7 protein-coding genes and 1 CRISPR repeat array are annotated in these 13425 nt (G+C 41.7%); of the genes, 6 read left to right on the forward strand and 1 reads right to left on the reverse strand.

Features of this window, described 5'->3' with window-relative positions; genetic code table 11:
• Positions 1–142: recombinase family protein (locus H150_RS14500; RefSeq protein ID WP_040755968.1), on the reverse strand; the 142-nt coding region annotated here is incomplete at its 3' end.
• Between the two features lie 286 nt (positions 143–428).
• Between H150_RS14500 and cas1f the strand changes: the two genes are divergently transcribed.
• The 6 genes from cas1f to cas6f are packed head-to-tail and all read left to right on the forward strand — an operon-like array spanning position 429 to position 8585.
• The gene (gene cas1f / locus H150_RS0112950) at positions 429–1388 is read left to right on the forward strand and encodes a type I-F CRISPR-associated endonuclease Cas1f (RefSeq protein ID WP_019959482.1); all 960 of its coding nucleotides are present in this window, start codon (positions 429–431) and stop codon (positions 1386–1388) included.
• Positions 1385–4756 carry a type I-F CRISPR-associated helicase Cas3f gene (gene cas3f / locus H150_RS0112955; protein WP_019959483.1) on the forward strand — a complete coding sequence of 1124 codons (3372 nt, stop codon included), beginning with the start codon at positions 1385–1387 and terminating at the stop codon, positions 4754–4756. Before cas1f ends, cas3f begins: the two co-directional genes overlap by 4 nt.
• Positions 4757–4780: 24 nt before the next feature.
• Positions 4781–6034, forward strand: coding sequence for a type I-F CRISPR-associated protein Csy1 (gene csy1 / locus H150_RS0112960; RefSeq protein ID WP_019959484.1), 1254 nt, complete (start codon positions 4781–4783; stop codon positions 6032–6034).
• Positions 6034–6918 (forward strand): type I-F CRISPR-associated protein Csy2, encoded by an 885-nt coding sequence (gene csy2, locus H150_RS0112965; protein ID WP_019959485.1) that lies wholly within the window; start codon positions 6034–6036, stop codon positions 6916–6918. Before csy1 ends, csy2 begins: the two co-directional genes overlap by 1 nt.
• Before the next feature lie 30 nt (positions 6919–6948).
• Positions 6949–7962, forward strand: coding sequence for a type I-F CRISPR-associated protein Csy3 (gene csy3, locus H150_RS0112970; protein ID WP_019959486.1), 1014 nt, complete (start codon positions 6949–6951; stop codon positions 7960–7962).
• A 2-nt stretch (positions 7963–7964) separates the two neighbouring features.
• On the forward strand, positions 7965–8585 hold the full coding sequence (gene cas6f / locus H150_RS0112975) for a type I-F CRISPR-associated endoribonuclease Cas6/Csy4 (RefSeq protein WP_019959487.1): 621 nt from the start codon (positions 7965–7967) through the stop codon (positions 8583–8585).
• Positions 8586–8715: 130 nt separating this feature from the next.
• Positions 8716–13425: direct repeats of the CRISPR family, unit length 28 nt; unit sequence GTTCACGGCCATACAGGCCGCTTAGAAA.

The raw sequence follows: 13425 nt of genomic DNA on the forward strand, positions 1-13425 counted from the left end.
GTTCAACATCTTTGCCGGAAACTTTATCAATAAACAATTCATCGCAATGCTGAAGCTGTTCCAACTGCCGTTCGATATTTTGATCAACAGTCGATACCCGGACATAACCAATAATTTGACCCTTCATATCACCAAAACCCATATTTTGTAATATTAGGATTATAAGAATTTATTTATACATTGTATATAAATTGATTTTTTAATTTTTATACAATAACAAAATTTCTTGATTTTATTGAATTTTGGATAATTTGGTATTTAAATATAATTTGTAAAAATAGGGTGTAATCAAAAAATATACTTAAAAAATTATTTCATTTTAATTATTACATTTGCATTAATAGGATATAAACTTTATATTTGTTTTCATTCCAAACACATGATGCTTGTGTGCACTTTTGCAGCAACGTCTCAGGAGACAATGATTCATGGATCAGCTAAGCGATTTGAAAGCCATTTTGCATTCTAAACGCGCCAATCTTTATTATTTAGAACATTGCCGAGTGATGCAAAAAGATGGACGAGTATTGTATCTGACTGAAGCAAAAAATGAGAATCAATATTGGAACATTCCAATTGCCAATACCACAGTCATTATGTTGGGCACAGGCACATCCATTACTCAAGCTGCGATGCGTATGCTTGCCAGTGCAGGGGTATTGGTCGGTTTTTGTGGTGGTGGTGGAACCCCTTTGTTTATGGGCTGTGAAATTGAATGGATGACACCCCAAAGTGAATATCGTCCCACCGAATATGTACAAGGCTGGTTGTCTTTTTGGTTCGATGAAAGTAAACGCCTGAATGTTGCAAAAGAGTTTCAACAACAACGCATCCAATTTATTGAATCTGTTTGGAAAAAAGACCGCGATTTACAAGAGCACGGTTTTTATACAGATGATTTGGATATCAGTAAAACTTTAAATGGCTTTGCTAAAAAAATCCCAGCGCAAACCAAAGTCGGAGATTTGCTTTTGGCCGAAGCGGTCACAACCAAACAATTGTACAAAATTGCTGCGACTCGTACGCAGATAAAAGATTTCAATCGCAATCCAGATGAAGGTGATTTGGCCAATGATTTTTTAAACCATGGCAATTATTTGGCTTATGGCTTAGCAGCCACCACCTTATGGGTTTTGGGTATCCCACATGGGTTCGCTGTTATGCACGGTAAAACCAGACGTGGTGCTTTGGTTTTTGATGTGGCAGACTTAATTAAAGATGCCATAGTGTTACCACATGCATTCATTTGTGCCAAAGAAAAAATGACTGAGCAAGAATTCAGACAACAAATTTTGCAAAAATTCACCGAACACAAAGCATTGGATTTCATGTTCAATCAAGTCAAAAATGCAGCCTTGTCCTCATTCAATGAGGGACAGATAACATGATTGTTACTTTCATCAGCCAATGTGAAAAAAAAGCCCTCACTAAAACACGTCGCGTATTAGACGCATTTGCAAATCGTATTGGAGATCGCACTTGGCAAACCATCATCACAGAAGAAGGTTTATTGGCAGTTAAAAAACTGCTGCGTAAAACTGCGACTAAAAGTACTGCGGTCAGTTGTCATTGGATTCGAGGACGCCGTCGCAGCGAATTGCTGTGGATTGTCGGCAATCGAAATCAATTTAATGCCGAAGGTATTGTACCTGTGAACACGACCCAAAAAAAATTAGATCAAAACAAATGGGAAAATGATTGGCATTACTTGCCTTTAATCAAATCACTGGTAGCGGTATCAGCACTTTTACATGATTGGGGTAAAGCATCAGTTTTATTTCAAGAAAAATTATTAGATTCCAAAAACCGCTTTAAAGGCGACCCCATCAGACATGAGTGGATTTCATGTCTGTTATTACATGCATTGGTCCAATCTTCAGACAATCCGCATTCAGATGAAGCTTGGTTAACCTTATTAATTGAAAACCAGTGGCACGAAGACCTGATTAAACAAGTTGTTGCTCAGTATGAAGACCATACCAAAGCTTTACATGGTTTACCGCCTTTAGCACAATTGATTGCTTGGCTGATTGTGTCACACCATCGTTTGCCTGATCTTAAAATTGAGAACCAACGTCAATCTTTTACCGATACCCCAGCCAATAATTTAGATCAATTGTTTCAATTGATTGACGTTGACTGGGGATACCAAAATAAATTTGATGTCAATGAATATAAAAACCGTTTGGTTCAATGTTTCCAATTTCAACAAGGCTTGCTCAGTCAATCCAATGGTTGGAACAAACAAATTAAAAAATGGGCCACACGATTAAAACAAGAACAAAACAACGTTCATCAAGTTTTACAGGACGGTAGTTGGCGAGTGGTATTACACCATGCACGTCTGTGTTTGATGATGGGAGACCATTATTACTCTTCTTGTGAAGCTGATAAGAATTGGAAAACCAATTTAAACTTGATTGCCAATACCAATCAAGCCAAACAACCGAAACAATTTTTAGACGAGCATTTGGTTGGTGTTTGTCACAATGCCATGCGTGTGGCACAGTCTTTAAGCCGTTTGGCCGATGAAATGGAGCCTGCCTACGATGTTCGCAAACTCAAGAATAAAAGTCCTATAGGCTTTGAGTGGCAGGACCATGCCGTCAAAGAAATCAAACAATTCAAACTGAAAAATACCCATCATGACAATGGTTGGTTCGTTGTCAACATGGCCAGTACGGGCAAAGGAAAAACCATTGCCAATGCCAAAATCATGCAAGCTTTGTCTCAAGACCAGAAGTCATTGCGTTATATTTTGGCATTAGGTTTACGTACTTTGACCTTGCAAACAGGAGATGCATACCGCCACGATTTGGGTTTGAGTAACGATGAGTTGGCTGTATTGATTGGCTCTAAAGCCATACAAGAATTGCATCAGCAACAAAATGCTTTGAAAAATGATGTTTCACATGATGAATTGGCGCAAATAGGTTCGGAGTCCTTAGAGCAATTATTGGATAACGAACTGGATTATGCAGACATGCCTCAGGCAGATTTTATGGATGTTCTGTTTCCATCACATCAAGCCCAACGCAACAAAGCTTTTTTGTACAAACCCGTTTTAGCTTGTACCATCGATCATATGATGGCAGCCACAGAAACCAAACGTGGCGGTAAATACATTTTGCCAAGTTTGCGTTTGTCTTCTTCCGATTTGGTCATTGATGAAGTGGATGATTTCGGTGGTCAAGATTTGATTGCGATTGCTCGATTAATTCACTTAAGTGCCATGTTAGGTCGAAAAGTGATGATTTCATCAGCAACCATTCCACCTGCTCTGGCCGAAGGTTTTTTCAATGTTTATCAACAAGGTTGGCAATTGTATTGTCGCTTTAAAAAAATCCAACACACCAGTATTGCCAGCATGTGGGTGGATGAGTTCAAATCCCATATCCAATCGACTGATGTGGATATTTCTAATCAATGTATTGCCCAATATTCAAAAATACACGATAAATTCGTTTCAGAACGAGCCCAATTTTTACAAAACCAAATCATCAAACACAAAGCTTACATCATTGAGTGCTCCGATTTGCTTGCACTCAAAACACAACCCAAATTAGACAGCAGCATTCAACAACAGTATTTTAAAAAAATACAAGAGCATATCGAAAAGCTACACCACAGTCATCATTCAATCGATGTTCAAACCAATAAGCGTGTGTCTTTCGGAGTGGTTCGCATTGCCAATGTTTCGCCATGTGTGGCCTTAACACAATATTTATTGAATGCCTCATGGTCTGAAAATATTGAACCTCGTGCAATGGCTTATCACAGTCGCCAAGTATTGTTATTGAGAAGCGAACAAGAGCATCATTTGGATGTGGTGTTAAAACGCAAAGAAACATCAGGGCAACAAGCACTTGCTTTTTCTAACCCTGTGATCAGGCAACATTTAGATAACGTTCAAGCAGAAAATGTAATTTTCATATTGGTTGCCACGCCCGTTGAAGAAGTTGGACGCGATCACGATTTTGATTGGGCCATCATCGAACCGTCGTCTTATCGCTCTATTATTCAATTAGCAGGTCGAGTATTACGACATCGCCAGCTTAATCAAAACGTGCAACAGGCCAATATTGGTCTATTGCAATACAATTTAAAAGGACTACACGGCGCACAAGTGGCTTTTGAAAAACCTGGCTTTGAAAAAAATACTGCCAAGGGCAATTTCAAATTAGATACCAAAAATCTTTCTGAATTGATTGATTTAAATGAGTCTGCAAGCATCAATGCCATTCCTAGAATTCAGCCCAATCCTATTTTACAATCACAAAAAAAACTGGCTGATTTAGAGCATGCTGTTTTGGCCGATGCTTTAACCAACTACACACAAGTGGGTGCCAAACCTTTGAATTCTTGGCTCACACAATGTTGGTTTTTAACCGCCCTACCACAACGGTTTCATCCTTTTAGACAAAGCAGCCCAAACATTCAACTTTTCTTCGTACAACAAGGCCTTAAGCTTAACATCCAGATGAAAAACGATTTGGGCTATTATATTAATCGACAAGCTTATTACAAGATTCATTTTCATAAACCAACTGACTTAGAACAAGAACGCTTGTGGCTCAAACGCAATTACCATGACATTTTACAACGCATGGCAACAGCCGATTCTGAATCCAATTGGAATATTGAAGCAAAAATAGAAGCATTGTCCAAACGCTATGGCGAAATCATGCTGCCAGAATACGATGAAAACAAAGAATTAATGTATTGCGATCAATTTGGTTTAACCGTGATTCAATAAAATTCAACATAGAGGGAGAAGAAATTGATAGAGCAAACTTATGCTAATTTTTTAACTAAGCAAAAAAAAATTTGGTTAGAAAAAAAATCAAAAGGTAAAGAACCAAGTGCTGACTTAATTCAAGAAGCGAACGAACGTTATACAAAAGATAATTGGATGCATAAAGCAATAAAACAAGCAAGATTTGCAATCACAACACATACCAGTACCTTTACTCATCCAGACGCGAAGTCTTCCTGTTTTTTCTATCAAGCTCCAATTCAAAATAATGGTTTTTTAAGCACTAATAATGTTCAATACCAACAGACTTTTGATGTATTTGGAAATGCCGCAACAGACAGCTTTGTGAAGGAAATTTATCTATTTTTAATAGAGCCAATACAAGATCAGTCAATATGGGAACACGTGAAAAATGAAAGTAGTGAATTTAAAAAACTGACTGCTTCGCTTTCTTTAAAATCCGACGAAGTGAAATCAGCCTTATCAAAATTGATGATAGATCCAGAAAACGCTAAAACACATCCTTTATTAAAACAAGTTTATTTTCCTATAAATAATGATTACCACCTTTTATCCTTATTAACACCGTCAGTAGTTACAACTGAACTTTTAAATAGACTTAATAAAATTAGATTTAATGATATAACTAAAGAAGCGAGAACTTTTAAAAAAGAAAATAAATTTCACCCTTTTGGTTTTGATGAAATTTTCAATTTAACTGAAATTGCTTTGGGTGGTTCTAAACCACAAAATGTCAGCGTCCTCAATAGCCAAAATGCCGGTCGTGCTTATTTGCTTTCCAGCTGCCCACCTGCTTTAGAAAAACGCTCTGTACGTCTGCCCAACAGTGATTTTTTCACACAATGCTTGTATCGAAAAAACCATCAAAACAGCTTCATTCAACTGCACCAATTCATGCAATTGGATATTAACAACATCAACATTCGCAATGCCATTGACAATATTTTGCAATTTGTCATCGATGAGGTATTGCTTCAAGGTCTTAAGATTCGAGAAACATACCCGTCAGCTTGGTCAACAAAAGAGCATTATGCTTCTTTACCTAAAATACAGCGTATTTGGCTCGATGACATTCATGCCGATCTTCGAGAAAACGACACTCAATGGCGCACACAATTGAGTATAGACATTGCTCGTTGGATCACTCGCAGTTATGAAAAAGCCGTGGCCGAATCTTATGATTTGGGCTCAGCTGAATTACTTGAAATCCAAAATTTGGTAGAAAAATCATTGCAAAAAGCACGGGAGTTTTTTTAATGCGTCATTTTTTATTAATACCACGTTTAAAACTACACAATGCCAATGCCATGAGCAGCCCTTATACCATTGGTTTTCCTGCCATGACTGCTTGGCTGGGTGCCGTGCATGCTTTAGAGCGACGACTACACCAACAAAATTGCCACGTTAATTTGTCCAAAGTGGCGGTTTCTTGTCACGATTTCAATTTGCAAACCTACAAAGGCCGTGGTGATTTTGTCCATTCAATTGTCGCAACAGCCAATCCATTGGATAAAGACGGCAGCCGCCCTGCTTTCATTGAAGAGGCACGGTGTCATTTGGAAGTCTCGCTGTTGATTGAAATCGATGGCTTATTGTATGAGCAACGGGAAGTTTTATTACAACATACAGCCAACCTTGTGCTCAGTATGAAATTTGCCGGTGCTGATGTGTTGTCTGTCAAACCTTGTTCCATCTTGGATTTAGATGAAGACAAAGACTTGAATCAAGCATTAAAGCCCATTTTAAATAAATTGATGTTAGGCCATGTCTTGATTGAACGGCGTGATTTGGTCAAACAAAGCATGCAACAAGGACAAGACGCATTAGATGCCATTTTAGAACACTTAAAAGTGTCTCACACATCAGTTCAAGATGAAGAAGGCAAGGTAACGTGGACATCCAAACGTCAAACACCAGGTTGGCTAGTCCCAATTGCTGTGGGTTTTCAAGGCATATCTGAACTGGGAACCGCCAAAAACCAGCGTGATGCTCATACGCCACATCGATTTGCCGAGAGCGTCTTAACACTAGGAGAATTTGTCATGCCATATCGAATTGAACACATCGATCAACTGTTGTGGCAATACCATGTTGATTTAGAGAATAATTTGTATCTTTGCCAAAATGCAGTAAACGTCTAACAATTGAATCTATCAAAGGATAAAAGTCTTATGGCTAAAAATGAAAAAGCAGTAGCAAGTGTCTTGGCATTTGAAAAAAAATTGGTTCCATCTGATGGTTTCTTTTACGGTACCACATGGGACAATCGCCATGACCAAAGTGCATTAAAACTGATTGAAAAGTCTGTTCGTGGCACCATTTCCAATCGCTTAAAGTCTGCAGTGGCCAATGATCCATTGAAATTAAATGCCGAAGTAGAAAAAGCCAACTTACAAAAAGTCGATGCCTGTGCTTTGGGTGAAAATCAAGACACTTTGAAAGTGACATTTACCTTAAAAGTATTGGGTGGCATTGAAAACCCATCAGCATGCAACAATGAAATTTTTTTGGCTTCTTACCAACAAATTGCCAAAGCCTACATTCAAGAACACAGCTTCAATGAATTGGCCAAACGTTACGCCATTAACATCGCCAACGCCCGCTTTCTATGGCGCAATCGTGTCGGTGCTGAAAAAATCGAAGTCGTGGTGAACATCAATGAACAAGAAGCCATCACTTTCAATGCATTGGACTATGCTTTGAATGATTTTGACCAAAGTGATGATAAATTACAAAATTTAGCCGATCACATTGCCCAAGCCTTTCGCGGTGAAGTCCCTTATTTATTAATTAAAGTTCAAGCTTTTGCTTTGGTGGGAAAAGCCCAAGAAGTGTATCCAAGTGAAGAATTGGTATTGGACAAAGGCAAAGGCGACAAAAGCAAAATTTTGTACCAAGTTAACGATGTGGCTGCCATGCACTCACAAAAAATTGGCAATGCTTTGCGTACCATCGATACTTGGTATCCTGAGTTTGATGACCAACAAACTGCCATTGCCATTGAGCCTTATGGTGCGGTCACCAACTTGGGTAAGGCCTATCGGACGCCCAAAGCCAAACAAGACTTTTTTACTTTGTTCGATAAATACGCCTTAGGGGGACAATTGGACAATGTCGATCAAGAACATTACGTCATGGCTGTGTTAGTACGAGGCGGTGTATTTGGTCAAAGCAGCAAGGATTAAGCATGAAATACTACCAAGAAATCACCTTAATCGATCAAGTGGAAATATCGTCTTATTTCATATGGTCCAAGCTTTATGCACAGATACATTTGGCCTTGACCGAGCAGAAAAATGCCGATGAAACCGTCAACATTGGTGTGGCCTTTCCTCAATACATGTATCAGGCCAAACAAGAACATGACAAAGGCAAAGCGGCTTTGGGTAAAAAGCTTCGGCTTTTTGCCCAGACCGAAGAAGCATTGACACAATTGAATGTGCGTCAGTGGTTGGAGCGCTTGAGTGATTATGTGCACATAACGGCAATCAGACCTGTGCCCAAAGATGTGCACACTTATGCCATTTACAAACGCAAAACCATTAGAAGCAATCCCGAAAAATTGGCGCGCTATGATGCCAAAAAAGGACGACATTCTTATGATGATGCTTTAAAACATTATCAAAAATTTGTCATGCAAACGGATTTGCCTTACATTCAGATGCTCAGCCACAGTACCCAAGATGTTCAAAGTGGACAAAAACACAAATTTAAATTGTTCATTGAAAAACAACAGGCAACTGCGTCTGAAACGCAAAATTTCAGCACTTATGGTTTAAGTCACGAGTCAGCAGTTCCTGAATTTTAACCCAATATTTTTTAGCTCTTTAAAAATATATTAAAATCAAAAAGTTACAACAACGGTTAAAATTTGGGTATTAAGCAGATTTTAGGATATAAACCTTTGTTGTAACTTGTTTTTTTGTTTTTATTTTACTGTTCACGGCCATACAGGCCGCTTAGAAATTTGGGACTTTAGTTTTTGGCAGCAACCTAATGTTCACGGCCATACAGGCCGCTTAGAAAGTTTGACGGTTGACTCATACCATAGCCGAATGGTTCACGGCCATACAGGCCGCTTAGAAAAACACCGCAGGATTGAGGGGCGGATACGCTGCGTTCACGGCCATACAGGCCGCTTAGAAATCGCCACCAACACGCCCAAAATACCACCCACCGTTCACGGCCATACAGGCCGCTTAGAAATCAAATGTTAAACGCTCCTCTGCTAAAGTAAAGTTCACGGCCATACAGGCCGCTTAGAAAGTAAGAATGTACCGATTGCTTTCTTAGTAACTGTTCACGGCCATACAGGCCGCTTAGAAAATGCGGAATTTGCATGAACGTTAGTTAGGTTAGTTCACGGCCATACAGGCCGCTTAGAAATGCGGTGTCTGCATCATGGTCTGACTTGGCACGTTCACGGCCATACAGGCCGCTTAGAAATAACTTTACAACACTGACGGGCATGGCGGTTAGTTCACGGCCATACAGGCCGCTTAGAAAGCAAAGGTTTGCATCATTATTGGGCGGACTGCGTTCACGGCCATACAGGCCGCTTAGAAAGAAAGTAGCATCAGCATCAATGAATGCGTCATGTTCACGGCCATACAGGCCGCTTAGAAAACTACCCCAGCGACACTGATACATGCCGCCCCCGTTCACGGCCATACAGGCCGCTTAGAAACAAGACAAGCAGGGTGAAACAGCCAAAGAACAGTTCACGGCCATACAGGCCGCTTAGAAAAAAAAAAGCCCACACGTTAAGCATGGGTTTGTGTTCACGGCCATACAGGCCGCTTAGAAAGCTATGTCCTGAGCTGAATCCGCATGTGTCTGGTTCACGGCCATACAGGCCGCTTAGAAAGCCAATGCCCGCGCCTGAAATTGTGTCTTTCAGTTCACGGCCATACAGGCCGCTTAGAAAAGCATAACCAAAATTCAAACTATCAACACCAAGTTCACGGCCATACAGGCCGCTTAGAAAATCGGTACGCCGTTGCGTATTTCTTTCAAAACGTTCACGGCCATACAGGCCGCTTAGAAACAGCATAGAACGGAACATTCATATTCGTGTCAGTTCACGGCCATACAGGCCGCTTAGAAATCAACTACAACACAGAAAAAGGCTGCATCGAGGTTCACGGCCATACAGGCCGCTTAGAAACACTGGTTTTGAGCCGTGGTGATGACTAGCATGTTCACGGCCATACAGGCCGCTTAGAAAACTTGCAAACTCTTTAGCAGCTTTTTTCATTTGTTCACGGCCATACAGGCCGCTTAGAAAACTTGCAAACTCTTTAGCAGCTTTTTTCATTTGTTCACGGCCATACAGGCCGCTTAGAAATCTACATATCCGCTATCAACTGTCGGAGGCACGTTCACGGCCATACAGGCCGCTTAGAAATTGCTAGCACGACAATTCAGGATAAAGACAAGGTTCACGGCCATACAGGCCGCTTAGAAAGTAACATTAGATGGCATCGGTGGTAAGGATGTGTTCACGGCCATACAGGCCGCTTAGAAACGTACCAATTACAGGAACAGAGTTATCTACAAGTTCACGGCCATACAGGCCGCTTAGAAAATTAGCTTGCTCATCAACATAAGCCATTGTAGGTTCACGGCCATACAGGCCGCTTAGAAATCGTGCTGCAATCAATTATTATGAAAACCCAACGTTCACGGCCATACAGGCCGCTTAGAAATCACCCGTTCTTGGTGACCATATCATTGGTGCGTTCACGGCCATACAGGCCGCTTAGAAATGAAAGTTTCTCTGTGCTAACTGAATGTGTTTGTTCACGGCCATACAGGCCGCTTAGAAAATGATGCAGACACAGCAGGAGTCTCAGTACCAGTTCACGGCCATACAGGCCGCTTAGAAATACAATCCAAGTTTAAGCGTGTTTGATATTTAGTTCACGGCCATACAGGCCGCTTAGAAATTACCAAGTGAGTCAGGTTGATGCTCCTCGTGGTTCACGGCCATACAGGCCGCTTAGAAAGTTTGACGTCCGAAATTATGCAACAGCGGCCAGTTCACGGCCATACAGGCCGCTTAGAAAACCCAAACATGGCAAAAAGCAGTCGATGCTGGGTTCACGGCCATACAGGCCGCTTAGAAAAGCTATTGTTATTTTGCTCGGCTATATCATGAGTTCACGGCCATACAGGCCGCTTAGAAATCTTCAGGTGCGGTAAAGCTTGATTTATGTGCGTTCACGGCCATACAGGCCGCTTAGAAAAATTTTCGTTTATTTGCAGCCGCTGCGGTCTTGTTCACGGCCATACAGGCCGCTTAGAAATTGATGTGACCATGCTTGTGTTTTTTTATTTAGTTCACGGCCATACAGGCCGCTTAGAAATGGGAACAGGCGGTATCTGAATTGCTTGATAAGTTCACGGCCATACAGGCCGCTTAGAAAATGCAGGCGGATTGAGTCATAATATTACCTCCGTTCACGGCCATACAGGCCGCTTAGAAAGCCTTTTGGATTCCACCATACCTTGCCAATGCGTTCACGGCCATACAGGCCGCTTAGAAAGCTAGACTTCTGAACCGTACGTTCTGTACGGTGTTCACGGCCATACAGGCCGCTTAGAAAAATTAAGTAAGGCATTCAGACCTTCAATAGCTGTTCACGGCCATACAGGCCGCTTAGAAACATCTCAGCTTGCAATTGCTTAGCTTGTTCAGGTTCACGGCCATACAGGCCGCTTAGAAAGCTTTAAATACTTCTGAGGGCGTTTTTTCTTTGTTCACGGCCATACAGGCCGCTTAGAAAAATTCAGCTTGTAATTGCTTAGCTTGTTCAGTGTTCACGGCCATACAGGCCGCTTAGAAACTTGCCAAAGCATTAAACACGCTTAAAACGCTGTTCACGGCCATACAGGCCGCTTAGAAATAGATTAATTAAGGCGATCCAACATGGCACACGTTCACGGCCATACAGGCCGCTTAGAAATACACGGCTGAGACTGTGCTAGCCGCTAAATGGTTCACGGCCATACAGGCCGCTTAGAAAAACATGGCACACAGACTTGGTTACCGTAATAGGTTCACGGCCATACAGGCCGCTTAGAAATAAACGCAATGGGAGGGATTAACATCCGTGTTGTTCACGGCCATACAGGCCGCTTAGAAAGCTCGGGTATCCTTTGATAAGCGCGTTAGTGAGTTCACGGCCATACAGGCCGCTTAGAAAAAGCGAAGCGTCGTGCCCGTCAAGCAGGTATCGTTCACGGCCATACAGGCCGCTTAGAAAAATCCAGTTGAATCATCCTGACGTAACGCAGGGTTCACGGCCATACAGGCCGCTTAGAAATTCCGAAGTATCTATGGGTGAAGACTTGAAAGGTTCACGGCCATACAGGCCGCTTAGAAAAAGTGCTTGGCGCACATCTGCGTAAAAATCCAGTTCACGGCCATACAGGCCGCTTAGAAAGTCCTTGTATTATATATTAAATGCCAAGTGCTGTTCACGGCCATACAGGCCGCTTAGAAATGTCAATTGTATATCCGTTTCCTTTGGGAAGCGTTCACGGCCATACAGGCCGCTTAGAAAATCCAACTCTTGCATAGTGGGTTTGCGCTTGGGTTCACGGCCATACAGGCCGCTTAGAAAAACACGCTAGGAACACGCTGGGAACACGCAACGTTCACGGCCATACAGGCCGCTTAGAAATGTTAAACAATCGAACTTGTGTATGGAAATCAGTTCACGGCCATACAGGCCGCTTAGAAAAATGAAGTCGGGCATTCAGACCCTCAATAGCTGTTCACGGCCATACAGGCCGCTTAGAAAACGAATGCGTGTGATGTAATCGCGCATATAGCGTTCACGGCCATACAGGCCGCTTAGAAATGTAACATCCAAGTACGCCGCAACCATCAAACGTTCACGGCCATACAGGCCGCTTAGAAAATATTAACGCTTTGCTAGTGCATAAGCAAGCAGTTCACGGCCATACAGGCCGCTTAGAAAAAGCTAAGTTTGATACCTTAAACAGTATCAACGTTCACGGCCATACAGGCCGCTTAGAAATACGCACAGTATCTATATGGTAACGTTGAAGTGTTCACGGCCATACAGGCCGCTTAGAAAACTGTGAATAAGCATAACGGGTTTTGGAACCCGTTCACGGCCATACAGGCCGCTTAGAAAAACGCAAACCCAAGCGATAAGGCACGATAGCCGTTCACGGCCATACAGGCCGCTTAGAAATATACGTTGCTTCTATATCTATGTTATATCGCGTTCACGGCCATACAGGCCGCTTAGAAATCTAGTATTTTTCTCCACTTGACAATATTCTTGTTCACGGCCATACAGGCCGCTTAGAAATGAAAGTTTCTCTGTGCTAACTGAATGTGTTTGTTCACGGCCATACAGGCCGCTTAGAAAATATTAACGCTTTGCTAGTGCATTTGGAACCCGTTCACGGCCATACAGGCCGCTTAGAAAAACGCAAACCCAAGCGATAAGGCACGATAGCCGTTCACGGCCATACAGGCCGCTTAGAAATATACGTTGCTTCTATATCTATGTTATATCGCGTTCACGGCCATACAGGCCGCTTAGAAATCTAGTATTTTTCTCCACTTGACAATATTCTTGTTCACGGCCATACAGGCCGCTTAGAAA

It is taken from the genome of Vitreoscilla stercoraria DSM 513 (assembly GCF_000382305.1).
Classification (GTDB): Bacteria; Pseudomonadota; Gammaproteobacteria; order Burkholderiales; family Neisseriaceae; genus Vitreoscilla; species Vitreoscilla stercoraria.

Excerpts from the sequence above, each read along its gene's own strand:
- cas3f (WP_019959483.1), top strand. The coding sequence starts at position 1,385 with ATGATTGTTACTTTCATCAGCCAATGTGAAAAAAAAGCCCTCACTAAA.
- csy3 (WP_019959486.1), top strand. The coding sequence starts at position 6,949 with ATGGCTAAAAATGAAAAAGCAGTAGCAAGTGTCTTGGCATTTGAAAAA.
- csy2 (WP_019959485.1), top strand. The coding sequence starts at position 6,034 with ATGCGTCATTTTTTATTAATACCACGTTTAAAACTACACAATGCCAAT.
- cas1f (WP_019959482.1), top strand. The coding sequence starts at position 429 with ATGGATCAGCTAAGCGATTTGAAAGCCATTTTGCATTCTAAACGCGCC.
- cas6f (WP_019959487.1), top strand. The coding sequence starts at position 7,965 with ATGAAATACTACCAAGAAATCACCTTAATCGATCAAGTGGAAATATCG.